The organism is Photobacterium ganghwense (assembly GCF_017329545.1).
Taxonomy (GTDB): domain Bacteria; phylum Pseudomonadota; class Gammaproteobacteria; order Enterobacterales; family Vibrionaceae; genus Photobacterium; species Photobacterium ganghwense.
The window spans coordinates 1,042,101-1,059,690 of record NZ_CP071326.1 but is presented as its reverse complement, the minus strand read 5'-3'; the positions used below and the strand labels follow the sequence as shown (position 1 = coordinate 1,059,690).

General features: G+C 47.7%; 13 protein-coding genes. 9 read left to right on the top strand and 4 right to left on the bottom strand.

Translation table 11 applies throughout. From position 1 onward, the window contains the following. The first annotated feature begins 134 nt into the window (after positions 1-134). Together FH974_RS20920 and FH974_RS20915 are read left to right on the top strand one after the other, a co-directional pair. Complete coding sequence (locus tag FH974_RS20920; protein WP_047885773.1) at positions 135-1,244, top strand: S1 family peptidase; 1,110 nt, start codon at positions 135-137, stop codon at positions 1,242-1,244. 423 nt (positions 1,245-1,667) lie between these two features. Beyond that, positions 1,668-2,519: a sulfurtransferase gene (locus FH974_RS20915; protein ID WP_047885772.1), complete on the top strand. Its 852-nt coding sequence runs from the start codon at positions 1,668-1,670 to the stop codon at positions 2,517-2,519. A 117-nt stretch (positions 2,520-2,636) separates the two neighbouring features. Here the strand turns inward: FH974_RS20915 and FH974_RS20910 are convergent, their stop codons facing one another. Then, entirely contained in the window at positions 2,637-3,470 is an 834-nt protein-coding gene (locus FH974_RS20910) for a phosphate ABC transporter substrate-binding protein (RefSeq protein WP_047885771.1), read from the bottom strand. Positions 3,471-3,608: 138 nt separating this feature from the next. Further along, positions 3,609-4,472 carry a GGDEF domain-containing protein gene (locus FH974_RS20905; protein WP_047885770.1) on the bottom strand — a complete coding sequence of 288 codons (864 nt, stop codon included), beginning with the start codon at positions 4,470-4,472 and terminating at the stop codon, positions 3,609-3,611. Between the two features lie 449 nt (positions 4,473-4,921). Here FH974_RS20905 and FH974_RS20900 point away from each other — a divergent pair, with 449 nt between their 5' ends. Next, positions 4,922-6,574, top strand: a complete 1,653-nt coding sequence (locus FH974_RS20900) for an ATPase RavA domain-containing protein (RefSeq protein WP_047885769.1) — start codon at positions 4,922-4,924, stop codon at positions 6,572-6,574. Between the two features lie 14 nt (positions 6,575-6,588). Beyond that, complete coding sequence (gene viaA / locus FH974_RS20895) at positions 6,589-8,037, top strand: ATPase RavA stimulator ViaA (RefSeq protein WP_047885768.1); 1,449 nt, start codon at positions 6,589-6,591, stop codon at positions 8,035-8,037. Positions 8,038-8,258: 221 nt separating this feature from the next. Here viaA and FH974_RS20890 read toward each other — a convergent pair whose 3' ends face one another. Continuing rightward, positions 8,259-9,455, bottom strand: a complete 1,197-nt coding sequence (locus FH974_RS20890; RefSeq protein WP_084712590.1) for a transporter substrate-binding domain-containing protein — start codon at positions 9,453-9,455, stop codon at positions 8,259-8,261. A gap of 310 nt (positions 9,456-9,765) precedes the next feature. On the opposite strand from FH974_RS20890, the gene FH974_RS20885 reads away from it, so the two are divergent. The 3 genes from FH974_RS20885 to rlmF all read left to right on the top strand — a co-directional run bounded on the left by FH974_RS20885 (position 9,766) and on the right by rlmF (position 13,803). Then, complete coding sequence (locus FH974_RS20885) at positions 9,766-11,175, top strand: NfeD family protein (RefSeq protein WP_047885767.1); 1,410 nt, start codon at positions 9,766-9,768, stop codon at positions 11,173-11,175. Positions 11,176-11,181: 6 nt separating this feature from the next. Continuing rightward, positions 11,182-12,009, top strand: coding sequence for a slipin family protein (locus FH974_RS20880; RefSeq protein WP_047885766.1), 828 nt, complete (start codon positions 11,182-11,184; stop codon positions 12,007-12,009). 705 nt (positions 12,010-12,714) lie between these two features. After that, entirely contained in the window at positions 12,715-13,803 is a 1,089-nt protein-coding gene (rlmF, locus tag FH974_RS20875) for a 23S rRNA (adenine(1618)-N(6))-methyltransferase RlmF (RefSeq protein WP_242551982.1), read from the top strand. 194 nt (positions 13,804-13,997) lie between these two features. Here rlmF and FH974_RS20870 read toward each other — a convergent pair whose 3' ends face one another. Then, positions 13,998-15,656, bottom strand: coding sequence for an electron transfer flavoprotein-ubiquinone oxidoreductase (locus tag FH974_RS20870; RefSeq protein ID WP_107193874.1), 1,659 nt, complete (start codon positions 15,654-15,656; stop codon positions 13,998-14,000). A gap of 241 nt (positions 15,657-15,897) precedes the next feature. Here FH974_RS20870 and FH974_RS20865 point away from each other — a divergent pair, with 241 nt between their 5' ends. After that, on the top strand, positions 15,898-16,647 hold the full coding sequence (locus FH974_RS20865) for an electron transfer flavoprotein subunit beta/FixA family protein (RefSeq protein ID WP_047885765.1): 750 nt from the start codon (positions 15,898-15,900) through the stop codon (positions 16,645-16,647). Beyond that, positions 16,647-17,579, top strand: coding sequence for an electron transfer flavoprotein subunit alpha/FixB family protein (locus FH974_RS20860; RefSeq protein WP_047885764.1), 933 nt, complete (start codon positions 16,647-16,649; stop codon positions 17,577-17,579). Before FH974_RS20865 ends, FH974_RS20860 begins: the two co-directional genes overlap by 1 nt. Positions 17,580-17,590 lie beyond the last annotated feature (11 nt).

Sequence of the window (17,590 nt, the reverse complement as noted above, 5' to 3'; positions counted from 1 at the left end):
TATTAATAATCAGCGGGTTGATCTTTGTCGGAAATATCATGCGGGCTTCACAATAAAGCAGTAATTTACTTGGTAATATCTTTTGCCAGTTATTTACCGCAGAAATTAAATACTGTTAAAGAAGATGACCCATTATGGATAATATAAAAACAACACTTCTACCTATTGTGCTTGCTGTTGCCTCAGCAGTCTCTTTTCAAGCCCAAGCTGATACCGCGTCTGTAGAAGCTAAAATTTTGAATGGTCAACCTGCCAGCCAACTGGCTGAAGGATTATTGCTTCCTTGGCAGGCCGCAATGATTACGGTGCCTTTATATTCTGAGGATGGTAGCTCATCGCAGGTATTATCAGGCTGTGGTGCAGTGGTGATCAGTGATCGCTTATTAGTGACTGCAGCTCACTGTATTGATCCTATGATGAGTACAACAGTGGTTGCTGGTACTGAACAACTTCCCAATTCTGTAGGTGCTGCTGATCAGATTGATTCAAAATATAAGTTCACTGTGATTGGTGGTTGGGTTCATCCTTCTTATGACCCAAGTATTAATTACGATCACGACGTGGCGGTATTACAGGTTGATCGTTCAATGGCATCCGTCGCCAAGCCGATAAAAATCGCGACGCCTGCCGAGCAGGCCGTTGCAAATGCGCAATTTGCTAACACCTGGAATGCGACCGGTTGGTCTGAAGCGAACTTGATTGCCTCTGGTTGGGGACGGACAGAACCCGATTACAACCAGCCTGATGAGCTGATGGTTGTGACTTTAGGCGGAATTCCGGCTGAACAGTGTGATACCTCTTATCCGTTTAGCTCGGACTCACACTTTGTCTGTGCCGACAGCAATGATCCTGCGGTGAAAAAAGATGTCTGTGCCGGTGACTCCGGTGGCCCGTTGATCTGGCAAAACCCAGAACGTGCCGGTGACAGTGATTTCGGGTTGCGTGTTATCGGTGTCACCAGTAATGGAGCCTATTGCGATTTGAAAAACTCTGGTCATCCTGATGCCCAATTGAATGGCTTGTACACTGAGTTGGCCTCATATTATGCGGATATTGAAGTCGTGACCGGCGTTGATTTTGATCTGGAGCCGACACCTGAATTTGCCGTGAACCCATTTGAAAAAATCAGTGAAGGGCAATCAAAACTGACACCGAAAAGTTCGGGTTCAAGTGGTGGCAGCATGCCACTTTCAGTGTTGGCTGGTTTAGGTCTGCTGGGCTTTTTACGTCGTCAGCGTCGCTAACTTCTGCGCTTATCACTGAAGTAATATTGTTATACGTAAACGGGTTTATCACTGCCTTTGTGATAGTCCTTAACCATAACGGTCTACAATAGCGCGGTATTCATAGCTATTGTGCCAATGATAATAATCTGCCCCCGAGGTCTTGGTTTCGGGGGCTTTTTTATGCGTGATTGCAGACTCATTAACAGTGGATAACAGTCTATAGTGGGTAACAGTCTGTAGAGGATAAGAGTCCGTCATCCAGACAATGCAAGTACGGATTATACGGGCTAGATTTGTGTCTTTTCTGATCCTCTGATACAACACTTAAAAAGCAGCAGTGAAGTGAAACTGAAAGCTGCTATTCATTTCAAGTAATTATCGATTAAGATTTATTACTCATCTGAGCAATCGCCTCTCATTGATTATCATAAGGAAAATGACATGTCAGCACCTCTTTTGACTTCTCCTGTCGTCCCCGTATCATGGCTGGCAGAACATTTGGACCACCCCGATGTTGTAGTGTTGGACGCCAGCTGGTTTCTGCCGGGTACAGAGCGAAATGCGATGGCTGAATGGCAGCAGAAACGGATTCCGGGGGCACGTTTTTTTGATTTTGATAAACAAATTGCTGATCCGGATTCTCACTTACCGCATATGTTGCCTTCACCTGCATTATTTGCTGAAGAGGTCGGTAAACTGGGTATTACGCCAGACAGCATTGTGGTTGTTTACGATACTCACGGCATTTTTTCCTCGCCAAGAGTGTGGTGGATGTTCCGCGCTATGGGGCATCAGTCAGTGGCGGTGCTTGACGGTGGTTTACCGGTCTGGGAACAGGCTGGGTATGCGTTGCAGACTTGTCCACCGGAGTATGCTGAACCCGCTGAATACCTGGCTGTATTTCAGCCTCAATGGGTGATTGATGCCGACAGTTTGCATGCCCGTTTGAGTGATACCAGCACACAGGTTTTCGATGCCAGACCCGCAGCCCGTTTTTATGCGCTACAGCCTGAACCACGGGCAGGGATCAGAAGTGGCCACATGCCAAATGCTAAAAGTCTTCCGTTTTCGCAGCTCCTTGAAAATGGGCAGTTTTTGCCAAAAGAGCAATTAATGAAGCGGTTTGATGTGCTTTGTGAGCCAGAGCAGCATCTGATTTTCAGCTGTGGCTCAGGGGTGACAGCATGTATTTTGGCGCTTGGAGCGGAGTTGAGTGGCCGGAAAAAGCTGACAGTCTATGACGGCTCCTGGAGCGAATGGGGGAGTAACAATAAGTATCCTGTTGAGGTCTGAAGCGCTTCTTCATCAAAAAAGAAGGCACTCTGTTGAGTGCCTTTATTGTCTCTGTGCCGTTTTTTCAGTGACTATACAGTGACTGCGTTTGGTATGAGAACCAATACGGCAAGGAAATCAGTTCACAGCTGACGTGTGAGTAACCGGCACGTAACCACGTTGTTCAAGAATTGTTTGTCCCGGTGCTGAAACCAGGTAATCAACAAACGCCTTAGCTGACTTTTTCACTTTTGCTGGTTTGTACAGCATAAGAAACGGGCGAGAGATTTTATATTGTCCGTTTTCCAGATTAGCGAGTGTTGGTGGTACACCTTCAAATGAAAGTGCTTTCACTGAGTCGTCAACAGAGCCCAGTGAAACATAACCAATGGCATGTTTGTTTCGTGATACGAGGCTTTTCACGGTACCGTTGGTGTTAACCACCAGCACCTGAGGATTGATATCAGACACGGTTTGACCACCGATCTCCTGAGTCAGCCCCATAAAATCTTCAAAGGAAAAACGAGAACCCGAGGCATTTTCACGGCTGACAACCGCCATTTTCAGGTCGGGACCACCCACATCTTTCCAATTGGTAATTTCACCGTGATAAATTTTTTCGATTTGCGTTTTGGTCAGATTGTTCACCGGATTGTCTTTATTCACTACCAGCGCAATGCCGTCATGGGCAATAGTGACGGTTTCAATATCCGGATTGATTTCTTCTGTTTGCAGGTAACGCGAACTCATCCCCAGATCTGCCGCATTTTTCTTTACTGCGTTGATACCGGCTGACGAGCCGATGCCCTGAACAGCAATCAAGGTATCTGTATGCTCAGAAGAATACGTTTCAGCCAGCACTTCAATGACATGACTGACAGAGGTTGAGCCGGTAACGGTGATAGTCTCTTTGGCTTGTGCGCCAAATGCTAAGGCGGCGAAGAGCGCACAAAGGGTAGTTCTGGTTAACATTTCTGATCTCCACATTTACACCAGAAGAATATGGCCGCCAATGCTATTACGAAAATATGACAATTATGTGAAAAACGTTGATGGTCAGCGAAAAAAGACAAAAAACAAGCCGATTACATAATCGGCTTGTTTTTGATTTCAAAGGTATTTTTTGTGTTCCTTTTCCTGATACATGGCCCTGTCAGCCTTCGCCAGAATGGCGTCAGGATCGGAAAGGTTGCCTGGATAATACGGCGATAAACCAACACTTAATCCAATGTTAAATGTTACGCGTGTTGCCTGAGTGTGGTCATAAAGTTGATTCAGCCAGTCTTGCGGACTGTCCTTAGAATCTTCAGGGAGTAAAACCACAAACTCATCACCACCAATCCGGTAAATTTTGCTGCCGGCGGGAGCAGTTTGTATCAGTGCCCGAGAAATGGTGCACAGCAATTCATCCCCTGGCTTGTGGCCAAGGCGGTCATTGACCTGCTTGAAATTATCAATATCAATATAAGCCAGAACACCGCGTCTGTTTTCAATCGCCATTCTGTCGAAGCAGCGGAACAGGGCACGTCGGTTCATCAGGCCGGTCAGATCATCTTCTAAGGCCAGTTGGCTGAGTTCGCCTTCCAGCTGTCGGGCAATCTGAATTTGCTTATTCAGCTTGATAATCAGTTCCTTCCTCTGATTGATCAGTTTGATGAAGCAGAAACAGATCAGAAACGTCCCAATATGCATAAACACATTGTCAGTGGAGACAATAAACCAGTGACTTTTCAGTTCCGGTATTTCATCCAGCAGATCAGACACCACACCTGTCGCATAGGTACCCAGCGCCAGCATCATCCACGGACGCATTTCACTGCCGAAATCTTCCCGCAGCAGCAAAATAATGAGTACCAGTGTCAAAATGGAAATCACAATTTCCAGCTGTGCATTTGCCAGAATCAGTGCCGAACTCAGTATTCCGACACAGACATACATGGTTAAGCGGGTTGGCAGTTGAGAGAGTGTACTCATGCGTTTAAAACATCTCTTTGATGGACCGGGGTATAGTTACAAAGCCATTCGGAAGATACAAGCCATTCACATACTTATCCTACGAAATCTCAATGCAACTGGATGAATGAGCTTCATTTAATCATTGTTTTGAGTGGTTATTGACCCATTAAACGCTATTTTTGAGGAGAAAATCTCATTTTTCAATACCGTGCATTTTGCGTATTTTTGAGACCTTTAGCAGCTTTTTGGTTGCTAATCACTATTTACTCATTAATTTTTTCACAAATGTGTTATCAAAATCTCATTAATGCAATCATAGATTGTGGTCTGGAGCTGAGAGGATCTCTTTGATATATAAGGCTTGTAACAAAATATTTCAGTTAACAATATTGTAACATCGGGGTGTTTGTGTCTATTCTAACAGTGAGTGTGAAAGCACATGGACAGTCGGATGTAGAGGTCGAAATATGCTGACAATGGCAAGAAGTGCTCAACCAAATAAAGCGCTGGTTTCTGAAAGGATTCAGAAGCTAATCAAGGCGCTGTCTAATGGGGTCTATGAGCGTGAAGAAACGATCAAACTCTGCCTTCTTGCTGCCTTAGCCGGCGAGAGTGTCTTTTTGCTGGGTCCTCCTGGTATTGCGAAAAGCTTGATTGCAAAGCGTCTGATCCAGGCTTTCGATAACAGCAAGTTTTTCGACTATCTGATGACGCGTTTCTCAACGCCGGAAGAAGTATTTGGCCCGTTGTCGATTCAGGAACTGAAAGATAATGGCAAGTATGTTCGCTTGATTGACGGTTACCTGCCTACCGCGCAAGTGGTGTTTCTGGATGAAATCTGGAAAGCCGGTCCGGCCATTCTGAATACATTGCTGACAGTTGTGAATGAGCGGACCTTTAAGAACGGCCAGGATATTCTTCCTGTCCCCATGCGTTTGTTGATTACCGCGTCCAATGAGCTGCCGGAAGAGGACAGCGGTCTGGAAGCGTTATATGACCGAATGCTGGTTCGTGTGTTTGTTAACCGCATTCAGGAAAAGCAAAATTTCAAAGCCATGCTGATGGGAGAAGGTCCGTCGATTCAGGAACTGGAACCAGGTCTGGCTATCACTGATCAGGAATACGAAGACTGGCAGCAGCATATCGACGATATCAAGCTGTCAGATGAAATCTTTGAAAAGATTTACCAGCTGAAATCCATGATTGAACAGCGCTCTGAAGAGAGTGCCGGTGAAGCGGCTGACAGCGAACTGTATATTTCGGATCGTCGCTGGAAAAAATCAGTGCGCTTATTGAAAGCCAGTGCTTTCTTTAATGGTCGTGATGCCATTAATCCGCTTGATTTGCTGCTGTTGCAAGATTGCATGTGGCACAGTCCGGAATCCCGTCATGTGATCCGTGAGGTTATTCGTCACTTTGCGACTCAGAAAGCTTTCAATCAGGAAGCGGCCCAAACCAATGCCACAGAAGCGCAGAATCTGATTAATGACGTCCACAATGAGATTGCGCGTGAGCTGTGTGTCACGTTCAGTCGTGAAACCATGATGCGTAAAGAGTGGTTTAAATACGATTTTAGCGGTGCTCGCCGGTACAACGTGAATAACAACCCGCGCATGATCAAACTGGTGATGCTGCAACAAAACCCTTCAGTGTCTGAGCAGGAAAACGGTGACAGCCGCTGGGTATATGTTGACGGGGATGAATTTGAGAAAAAGATCAAAACCGGTCAGTGTGACATCTATGGGTTTGTGAACAAAAATACCCATCTTTGCCGCCTGCAGTTTGAGGTAGATGCGCAGCAGCGACTGGTCATCAAAGACATCGCCAACCGCGCAGTGATGGTCGGTATTGCCGGTGAGAAGGGGATTTCTTCGCAGCAACAGCAGTTGTGGCTGAGCAAAGCTGAGCTGGCATCTGCCAAGGCGATTGATGCCGAGCACAGCCTGAAAATTTCCCGGAGCAGTTTCCATGGTGCGCTGCCGCACAGTTTTATTGACCCGCAGCTACCTGCACAGATTGAACAAAGTCTGTCTCAGGCGACAGAATCGGTTCATGAACTCAAACTGGTCATTGAGAAAAGCGCGTTTCGGGTGACACACCTGTCTGAGTATTTCGCGTAAGGTAAGGAGTGCCCATGCCGGTAACCGAAGGATTAAATCTTGCGATGATGCTGACAGAGTCCGGCATCATTGATAATGCAGTTAATGAATTGATGATGCGCCCTCAGCTGATCATGGCTGCGGAATCGAATCCGGGCATCAAAGCTGCCATGAAAAGTCAGATCATGAAGTGGCGGGGGCAGGTGCATCAACGAATCACCAAAGTCAGTGTGGAAGAGCGTTTCCATCAGGAAATCGAGCTGTATCAGACGGCCAGTAAATGGGATGCCGAGTACTTCACTGAACACGTTAAAGACGTAGTAAAGAAGCTTGAAGGACATTCGGCTTTCTATTTCAAAGCGAAAACACTGCTGGAACGTGAGTATCAGAAACACAACCCGATGTTTCAGAGCTATTTCTGTAACCAGTGGTATCAGCATTTGACTCAGGCACTGACAGAGGCGCAATTGGCTGAACTTGAGCAGCACAAAGAGCAGTTGCTGGCGGATCTGTATCAACGCATTGAAACCATGCGTCACATGGAAGAAGTGACGGGTGAAGGTGACGAGAAGAAAGCGGGGCGTTTGTGGGATATGGCTAAAGCCAAACTCACTAAAACGGATGTCTCGACCCTGAAAGCAATGGCTGCGTTTCTGAAAAAGAACAGTGGGCTGCGTGAAATCGCTGAAAAGCTGGGGCGTATGGCAAGTGAAGTGGACGACCCGAACAAAGAGCGGGTACGTTCAGAAGACCTGAAAATGGTCGAAGAGAGAAGTGACAATGTCACTGATGACATTGTCGGTATTCACGAAAGTGATGATCTTTCGAAATTGCTACCCAACGAAGCCATGTTCCTGGCTTATCCGGAACTGGAAGTTGTTTTCTATAAGCATCTGGTCGATAAACGTCTGATGAATTACCGGGTGCAAGGGGCGCAACGTAAGCTTCGTCGGGTGAAGGCTTACAAGCGGCAGACCAAACAAGTTGAGCAGGAAAAAGGGCCTTTCATTGTCTGCATTGATGCGTCCGGCTCGATGAACGGTTTCCCGGAACAGTGCGCAAAAGCGCTGGCGTATGGCCTAATGCAGATTGCACTGGCAGAGGATCGAGACTGTTATGTCATTATGTTTTCGACTCAGCAAATCACTTATGAACTGACCCGTCAGGACGGGCTTAGTGAAGTGCTTAACTTTTTATCTTACTCGTTCCACGGCGGCACAGATTTAGGGCCGGTACTGGATCAGTCAATCGAGCTTATGCTGTCTGAAAAATACCAGAATGCAGACTTGATTGTACTGTCTGACTTTATTGCCCCTTCGCAACCTGAAGCGATGATGAAGCGAATCCAGAAACTGAAAGATAACCGAAACCGATTCCATGCCGTGAATTTTTCGAAATACGGCAACCCGGAATTAATGACGATTTTTGACCATTGCTGGTCTTACCATCCGTCGAAACTTGGGCGCCTTCTGAAGTGGCGATAAGCCAGTTGGGTAAATCAGTACTCAATACAGGCATGTATTAAGGCACCCACATGTAACCATGTTCCACCGTCACCTTCTCAGGATTCATGCCCGATTAGGTGGCATCACTAACACTCTCCTTAGTTGTTTACTAGTTGTCTTGGCTTTGGCGACCATTTGGTCGCCATTTTTTTGCCTGTTATATGGGGTATCCTTGGGTTCTTTTACATCCTCCGGGCGCTTTACTGCTCAGCAAAGTAGGTATTCAACGCCTGTCGCCATTCCTGACTTTTACGAATTTTGAGCAGTGCCCGGTTGAGTTGTTCTCTGTAAGGGCTGTTGTTTTCAATAACCAGTCCGTAGTTTTGCTTTTCAAACTGATAGGGTAAAACGGTCAGCTCTTCGTATTTGCCTTCTTCTTTATGTTTTTTAATCAGATACTTTAAGACGGCGGCATCAGCCACGATGGCATTGACCTCGTTGTTGTTCAGTGCCATCAGCATACTTTCAATATCGGGGTAAGCGCGGTGAACAATGCTTTGGTTGGTCAGGTAAAACGATGAGGTGGATGCCTGTTTGGCTCCGACTTTCAGATTGGCCAAGTCGTTGGGTCCATTGATATCGCTGCTCAGCAATCCGAGGGTAAATGTACTGGCAAGCATGGCGGTAATACTGGCAATAAAGAATGTGGTGAAAATGGCCAGAAAAACAGTCAGGACACGCCCGGGTAAGGTTCTAAACTCGAAATAATTGAACGGGCCTTTTGTAATAAACAATAGGCCAAGGATAAAACCTTCGATGAGTTTAGCCCGTTTGGTATTCATTGAATAAAGCTTGTCGTTGACTCTGTTTTCCAGCAGATAATAGATGCCGCCGACAATGCAGGCGGCGACAAACAAGAAACCCAGAACGATTAACAATTTGGTATTCGTTAACAAGTTTTTCATGGTCGCGGCGTAGCCTTGTTTTTTGACCGCAATGGCGAGGTGGGTTTCATAAAAGGAATGCGAAAAATCGATCAGCTCTTCGCGTTCAGGCGTAATTGAAATGCAGGAAACGCCTACATTCAGTTCACCTCTGGCGACACTTTTTAATATATCGGGCAGGTTATGACGAGTGATTTCATAGTCAATTTTCAGTTCTTCCGCAATCTTCTCCCATAGCAGTATGCTAAGCCCGCTAAACGTCCTGTCTTTATTGATGATCACAAATGGCGGACAGTCATAGCTCCCCACTTTCACTTTTTTCAATACGATCTGACTAAAATCACTAGGTTGCTCTAAAGCTCGTTGATCTAGATTTCCTTGGCCTAAAGTCTCTTGCTCTAAAACACCTTGATTCGATGCAGCCAGAGTGACTGGTGAGCTGCCCAGACACAATAATGTCAATAGTGCATTCAAGATCAGTCGGTTGAGCCATGAGTGTTGGGGCTTATTCATATTCTATCCCTTCTCATTTTTTCACTTTCTTATCTTCTCACTGATGGCGATGTACACCTCACATGCCATCAGTATAAGCATCATTGAAAATTCACTCATTCGTCATCTTTTTGTGAATTGCGGCTTTTTGGTGCGGGGTATCGCAGCTGACACTGAGTGCTGGTTACCAATGGACTATGCTTATAGCCAATTGGTAACTATCTGAAATCTGACTGTGATAAGTACCGGTACCCTGTAACTTGCCTGAGGTTAAGTTCTCTCGCTCCATAAGCGGGACTAGTCTGGGTACGAATCCGGTTTGGGAGGGTGTATGAGAGTCATCGCTTTCTGCGCCGCGTTGTGTCTTTGGCTGATGAGCCATGCAGCAACGGCACAAAATGTCTGGATCATCGAGATCTCAGGCGGTATAGGGCCTGCGACCAGTGATTATGTCACCCGGGAAATTGAGCATGCCCGAGAAGAGCAGGCCGCCTTCATCATTCTGAAGATGGATACTCCCGGCGGGCTGGACACCTCAATGCGCGACATTATCCGCGCCATTACCACTTCTCCGGTTCCTATTGCCACCTGGGTTGGCCCGGCAGGGGCCCGTGCGGCCAGTGCCGGTACATATATTCTGTTAGCAAGCCATATTGCCGCGATGGCACCCGGAACTAACCTTGGGGCGGCGACCCCGGTGTCACTGACTGGCCCCGGTGGCGGTGACGATTCTGATAACAATCCATTCTCGCCGAAAAAAGAAGATAAAAAGCCGGAAGACGGAAAAGATGAATCGGCGGCTGAACCCCAGGAAGACAACAAGGTTTCAGCTAAAACCGCAATGGAGAAGAAAGTGATCAATGATGCCAGAGCCTATATTCGTGGTTTGGCAAAATTGCACGGCAGAAACGAAGAGTGGGCGGAAAAAGCCGTTTCGGAGGCGGCCAGCCTGGATGCTGAAAGCGCTCTGGAGCAAAACGTGATTGACTTTCTTGCCACTGATCTTGATAGCCTGATCAAACAGGCCAATGGGCGTACCGTTACCGTTAACGGATTGCCCGCCAAACTTGAACTCGAAAATGTGGCCTATGTTGAGCGGCATCCGGATTGGCGCTTTGAGCTGCTCTCGGTCATCACCAATCCGAATGTGGCTTACATTCTGATGCTGATTGGTATCTATGGTTTGTTGCTGGAATTCTACAACCCCGGAGTCGGGTTGCCCGGTGTTCTGGGTGGGATCTGCCTGTTGCTCGCGATGTATTCGCTGCAAATGTTGCCGGTCAGCTATGCCGGTCTCGGGCTTCTGTTGCTCGGTATCGCCTTAATGGTGGCTGAAGCGTTCAGCCCCAGTTTCGGTATTTTGGGATTGGGCGGGATTGTCGCGTTTGCGCTCGGCTCTGTGATGCTGATGGATACTGAAACGCCCGGGTACCAGATTGCGGTTCCACTGATTGTCGGGTTGACTGTTGTGTCTGCCTTGATGACCTTTGTGGTCCTGACTCTGTTACTCCGAACCCGACGAAAACCGGTGACAACTGGCGTGGAATGCATGATAGGTGAGCAAGGTGTGGTGGTCAGTGGCTTTCCCGGTGTCGGCAGGGTGCTGGTGGACGGAGAAATCTGGCAGGCAAACTGTGATGAGCGTTTAGAGAAAGGTCAGAAAGTGACAGTAAAACGTATTGATGGGCTGCACCTTGAGGTGACTCGGCTGCCACCGGAACAACATGTTGAGAAGGAATAAACGGCTATGATTACTTACTCGTTTGCAACCGTTATAGTGCTGATTCTGGTTCTGATTATCAGTATGTTCAAAGTCTTGCGGGAATATGAGCGTGCCGTCGTGTTTCTGTTGGGGCGCTTTTATCAGGTGAAGGGACCAGGGCTTATCATCATCATTCCAATCATTCAGCAAATGGTACGTGTTGATTTACGTACGATTGTGCTGGATGTGCCGACACAGGATTTGATTACCCGCGATAACGTGTCAGTTAAAGTGAATGCCGTCGTTTATTTTCGCGTCGTCGAGCCGAAAATGGCGATCAACAATGTTGAAAATTACCTCGAAGCGACCAGCCAGCTGTCGCAGACCACACTGCGTTCTGTGCTGGGGCAGCATGAGCTGGATGAGCTGTTATCTGCACGTGATGAGCTGAACAAGGATCTCCAGTCAATTTTGGATCAGCATACTGACAATTGGGGCATTAAAGTGGCCAATGTGGAAATTAAACATGTGGATCTGGATGAAAGTATGGTCAGAGCATTAGCGCGTCAGGCAGAAGCAGAGCGTTCACGTCGTGCCAAAGTGATTCATGCGACCGGTGAGTTGGAAGCATCTGCCAAGCTGAAAGAAGCTGCAGAAGTGCTTAATCAGGCCCCCAATGCAGTACAGCTTCGCTATATGCAGACGTTAACGGAAATATCCAATGATCGCACCACGACTATTGTTTTCCCTATGCCGATTGATTTACTGGACAAAGCCGCGAGGATGATGAAAAAGTCACCTGAATGCCAGAGTGGTGGTGGGGATACTAAGACCGACTCAGATATCTTAGATAGCAGCAATCAAATGGATTAATGCCCAGAAGGTGACGGTGTCACTGTTTTGAGCGTGATGTCAGAAATGGGTCTACCGGTGTCATGTTCTTTGCGATTATTTTCTTTATGATGTTTGATTGCCCAAACCGATAATGCAATGAGCAAGTTTCCCGCAATGTCTTTTTACTGTTCAGAAATCATGAAATAAAAACGACTAATTTGCACGAGCATGAATACTGGTGGCTGATTTAAGGTAGAATAACTGGTTTTTCGGGGCGCTCTTTTAAGAACGGCCTGATGATAGTGGACAATGTCCTTTGCCTTGGGACAGTTACCGGCATTTAGCCCGAATATTGATAGTAATATGACGAAAAATTTCTACAGTCAGGCGGATAAGCCTGGACAGACAACTCAGCGCAAAACGTTTAAACAACCACGTCGCCCCAAGGCGCATCAGGGCAAACCATCTTCATCGACTGATTCAGAATCACCTGTGGATAAGTTACCACGTCACAATGGGTCGGGATCTCGATCGGCAAATAGCCGTAACAATACTCGCGATGAACGCGATGAACGCCATACATACGATGACGTCGGCTCATCGTCGAAACGTCGAGCATCACGTCACTCTTCGGTTAGCAAACCTAAAACTTCAGCGGTAAAGTCGGGCGACACGCAACTCGGCAAAACGGCAGAGCGACGCAAAAACAGTGTAAAACCGGCTTCAAAAAGTCAGGGTAAACCACTGTCTGGTCATCGTAAGTTCGCCAAGACTGCCTCAGGTTCGTCGCCGGAAAGCAAAGGGAGTAAAGGGAAAAATGGCCACGCAGGGGAAAAAGGTAAGGCTGTCAAAAAAGGTCTTCATCCTCGAAACCCACATCGTGAGCGCTATGATTTTCCGGCGCTGATGCAAGCCTGTCCGGCACTTACTCCCTTCGTATCGGAAAATCCGTTTGGTGATCTCTCGATTGATTTTTCTCATCCGGAAGCCGTAAAGGTGCTGAATAAAGCACTGTTGAAGCACTTTTATCAAGTCGAGCATTGGGATATCCCTCAGGGGTATCTGTGTCCACCCATTCCGGGACGAGCCGATTATCTCCACTACATTGCAGATTTGCTGGCTGCATATAACGATGGAACAATCCCGAAAGGCAAACAGGTTCGTGGTTTGGATATTGGAACCGGTGCGAACTGTGTCTATCCCATGGTCGGGCATCGCGTTTACGGCTGGCATTTCGTGGCCGCTGACATTGACCCACTTTCAGTGAAATCGGCTCGTTTCATCGTGGAATCTAACCGTTCTCTGGCGGGGGGCATTCAGTGTCGTCTGCAAAAGAACCCGGATAATATCTTTACCGGTATGATCAATGAGAAAGACGGGTTTGATTTCACTATGTGTAACCCGCCGTTCCATGCGTCACAGGAAGAAGCGACGGCAGGCAGTGCGCGAAAAGTTAAAAACTTGTCAGCAAATGCCCGTAAAAAAGGGACGCCACCTAAAGCAGCTGCGATGCAGTCTGCGTCCGGTCAGCAACCTGTGCTGAACTTTGGGGGACAGAAGGCAGAGTTGTGGTGTCCGGGGGGAGAAGCAGCATTCATTCGTAGAATGATCACTCAGAGCGTAGATGTTGCATCTCAATGCTTTTGGTTTACCACGCTGGTTTCGAAAAAAGACAATTTACCGAGCATTTATCAGCAGTTGAAAAAAGTCGGGGCCGTTGAAGTGAAAACCATCGACATGTCTCAGGGACAAAAAGTGACTCGTGTGGTGGCATGGACGTTTCTAACGCCTGAGCAGCAAGCCAGTTGGCGTCAGACCCGTTGGTCGAAATAAAGGGGATAGCTCAATTTCGGTGAGATTGAGCAAGCAACTTATTTATGGCGTAAATACTTTTATGATGTAAACACTTTTATGGTGTAAACACTATGAGGCCGGATTTGAATCCGGCCTTTGTCTTTTATTACGGAGCGAGTTGGTGTAAATCCAAGAGGTAAACAGCACCTGTATATGCAGTTTTACAGGCCTGTTTACATGTTCGGGTAACTCGGGCCGCCTCCGCCTTCTGGTGTGGTCCAGGTGATGTTTTGCGACGGATCTTTAATGTCACAAGTTTTGCAGTGCACACAGTTTGCAGCATTAATCTGGAATGCCGGTTTTCCTTCTAATTCAATAACCTCGTAAACACCTGCCGGACAGTATCGCTGGCTGGGTTCACCAAACGTTTCCAGATGAACTTTGATCGGAATGTCACTGTCAGCCAGCTTGAGGTGACATGGCTGATTTTCCTCGTGCTGTGTGCCTGACAAATACACGGAAGAGGGCTTGTCAAAACTCAGAATGCCGTCGGGTTTCGGATAGGGGATCGGGGTGTGTTTAGCCAGAGGTTCCAGGCATTCATGATCGGCTCTTTTATCTTTCAGGGTCCATTTGAACAGTTTTTTCAGCCACTTTTGTTCGATAGTTGCCAGTGCGCCGCCAACCAGCGTACCAAACTTGTGGACTTCAGCGCCAAAGTTGCGTGATTCATGCAGCTCCTGGTAAAGCCAGGAATCCAGAAACAGGCGATCATAGCCTGGTGTTGTGTGGGACAACCCTTGTTTCAGTTCTTCAAATACCGCCTCGGCGGCCAGCATGCCGGATTTCATGGCGGTGTGGCTGCCTTTTATCTTGGCCATGTTCAGCGTTCCGGCATCACAGCCCAGTAACACACCGCCGGGGAATTGCTGACGAGGTAGCGATGAAAGGCCGCCTTTGGCAATTGCACGGGCACCGTAAGCGATCCGGTTTCCGCCCACAAGATACCGGCTGAATACCGGATGATGTTTCATTCGCTGAAACTCATCGTATGGGCTGAGGTAGGGGTTTTTATAATTCAAATCTGTAATCAGACCGACGACAACCTGATTGTTTTCCATGTGATACAGAAAGCTACCGCCATGGGAATGACTTTCACTGAGTGGCCAGCCGACGCCATGAATGACTAGCCCAGGCTGATGATTTTCGGCAGGGATTTCCCATAACTCTTTAATCCCCAAAGCGTAGTGCTGTGGCTGTTTCCCGTGATCAAGATGAAATTGCTTTATCAGCTCTTTTCCCAGATGACCTCGCGCGCCCTCAGCGAACAGCGTGTATTTGGCGTGCAGCTCGATGCCTGGCTCAAACGTGGCTTTGGGCTCACCGTTTTTGTCACGTCCCATGTCCTGAGTGGCCACACCACAAACCATGCCTTGCTCGTTGTATAAGATTTCACTAGCGGGAAAGCCGGGATAAATCTCCACGCCCAGTTGCTCGGCCTGCTGTCCCAGCCAGCGACAGAAATTACCAAGGCTGATCACAAAATTGCCAATATTCTTCATGCTATCCGGCATGAATGATTCGTCCATTGTTAAATGGTTGAATTTATTGGTTAGATAACAGAGTTTATCGTCTGTTACTGCGGTATGTAAGGGGGCATCCATTCGTTCCCAATCCGGAAACAGTTCGTCTAGCGCTTTGTGCTCAAAGACGGCACCGGACAATATATGGGCGCCGACCTCTGCCCCTTTCTCTACGACACAGACGGAAAGATCCTGCTCATTCTCATTCGCCAGTTGCATCAGCCGACAGGCTGCGGCCAGTCCTGCCGGGCCTGCACCAACGATGACAACATCAAATTCCATTTTTTCACGAGTATTCTCTGAACTCATAAACGACATCCTTTGCGTATCCGGTGTATTTGAGTCTTAGTGGTATGAATAAAATATAGTCCAGTTGACGTAAACGTAAACTAAGCTAGTCTCAAAGAGTAATAACTTTTTGGTGTAACTCTGGTGACAGCGGAGTCGGGTCAGCGAAATAGATAGCCGACAACAGGCAACCCGTTTTCTTGTGTAAGTAGTTGTAGAAGAAGCTCCGTATCGTTTTACCACTTTGAAAAAGGAAGAACGTGTGAAAGTACTTGTTGCGATAAAACGCGTGATTGACCCTTACGTAAAGGTAAGGCTGAAATCTGATGGATCAGGGGTTGAAACTGCGAATGTCAAAATGGCGATGAATCCTTTCTGTGAAATTGCCGTTGAGGAAGCGATCAGACTTCGTGAGGCAGGCCATGTGAGCGAGGTGGTAGTGGTATCTGCCGGTGAGGCAGTATGTCAGGAGCAGCTTCGGACTGCATTGGCGCTCGGGGCTGACAGAGCAGTCCATATTGAAGCAACGGCCAATCTGGAACCGCTATGCGTGGCGAAATTACTCAATGCCGTTATCGCAAAAGAGCAACCACAGCTTGTATTGCTAGGTAAACAATCCATTGATACTGATAACAATCAGGTCGCGCAAATGCTATCGGCGCTGACCCATTACCCGCAGGGGACATTCGCTTCAAAAGTTGTTGTTGACGGTGACGCTGTCACGGTTACCCGAGAGGTGGATGGTGGTCTTGAAACGCTCAATCTGTCTCTGCCTGCCATTATCAGCACTGACTTACGTCTTAATGAACCTCGCTACGCCTCTCTGCCTAATATCATGAAAGCGAAGAAGAAGCCGCTTGAAGTCGTGAAACCGGATGAGTTGGGTGTGGCTGTTACACAGCACCATGAAGTGTTGGATGTCTTTGCGCCGCCTCAGCGTTCGGGGGGCGAGAAAGTCCAATCAGTAACAGAACTGGTCGATAAACTGAAAAACAGCGCGAAGGTGATCTAATGGCAGTGTTATTAATTGCAGAGCATGATAATCAAGTCCTGGGGCATGACACACTGAAAGCGATGGGGGCTGCAGGCAGTCTTTCTGGTGGTATTGATGTGCTGGTTGCCGGTGTCCATTGTCAGAAAGTGGCAGAGCAAGCTTCCCGTATTGCGGGGGTGCAGCGTGTGCTAGTGGCGGACAGCACCGTTTATGAACATCAGTTGGCTGAAAACCTGTCGGCGCTGGTGGCTGAAATTGGCGGGAAATACACCCACATCGTGGCAGCTTCTACGACTTTCGGTAAAAATCTGTTGCCACGTGTCGCAGCGTTGCTGGATGTCGGCATGTTGTCAGATGTTATTGCCATTGAATCTGATGATACCGTTGTGCGCCCGATTTATGCCGGTAATGCGCTGGCTCGAGTGAAATCTAACGACGCCGTCAAGATACTTACGGTGCGTGGTTCCGCATTTGATACGGCTTCTGAACGATCTGAAGGCATGGCGGAAATCGCCAGTCTGGATATTGAAATTGCCAATGATGTGTCCCGTTTTGCCGGCCGTGAGTCTGCCAACAGTGCACGTCCGGAATTGTCCGCAGCCCGTATTGTGGTGTCGGGAGGCCGCGGCTTGGGGAATAAAGAGAATTTTGCGTTGATCGAGAAACTGGCGGATAAGCTGGGCGCGGCGATCGGTGCCTCCCGTGCGGCGGTGGATGCCGGTTTTGTATCGAATGATCTTCAGGTTGGACAAACCGGTAAAATTGTTGCGCCGGATCTGTATATTGCAGTTGGGATCTCTGGCGCTATTCAGCATCTGGCCGGGATGAAAGATTCAAAAGTCATTGTGGCCATCAACAGTGATCCTGAAGCGCCAATTTTCGACATTGCTGACTATGGACTGGTCGGCGATTTGTTTGAGATTTTGCCGCAATTGATTGATGCAGTCTGATCCCCAAACGA

Bases quoted from the DNA above. Each gene is read 5' to 3' on its own strand.
- FH974_RS20910 (WP_047885771.1), bottom strand. From the start codon at position 3,470: ATGTTAACCAGAACTACCCTTTGTGCGCTCTTCGCCGCCTTAGCATTT.
- FH974_RS20860 (WP_047885764.1), top strand. From the start codon at position 16,647: ATGGCAGTGTTATTAATTGCAGAGCATGATAATCAAGTCCTGGGGCAT.
- viaA (WP_047885768.1), top strand. From the start codon at position 6,589: ATGCCGGTAACCGAAGGATTAAATCTTGCGATGATGCTGACAGAGTCC.
- FH974_RS20885 (WP_047885767.1), top strand. From the start codon at position 9,766: ATGAGAGTCATCGCTTTCTGCGCCGCGTTGTGTCTTTGGCTGATGAGC.
- FH974_RS20920 (WP_047885773.1), top strand. From the start codon at position 135: ATGGATAATATAAAAACAACACTTCTACCTATTGTGCTTGCTGTTGCC.
- FH974_RS20915 (WP_047885772.1), top strand. From the start codon at position 1,668: ATGTCAGCACCTCTTTTGACTTCTCCTGTCGTCCCCGTATCATGGCTG.
- FH974_RS20905 (WP_047885770.1), bottom strand. From the start codon at position 4,472: ATGAGTACACTCTCTCAACTGCCAACCCGCTTAACCATGTATGTCTGT.
- FH974_RS20890 (WP_084712590.1), bottom strand. From the start codon at position 9,455: ATGAATAAGCCCCAACACTCATGGCTCAACCGACTGATCTTGAATGCA.
- FH974_RS20900 (WP_047885769.1), top strand. From the start codon at position 4,922: ATGCTGACAATGGCAAGAAGTGCTCAACCAAATAAAGCGCTGGTTTCT.
- FH974_RS20880 (WP_047885766.1), top strand. From the start codon at position 11,182: ATGATTACTTACTCGTTTGCAACCGTTATAGTGCTGATTCTGGTTCTG.
- FH974_RS20870 (WP_107193874.1), bottom strand. From the start codon at position 15,656: ATGAGTTCAGAGAATACTCGTGAAAAAATGGAATTTGATGTTGTCATC.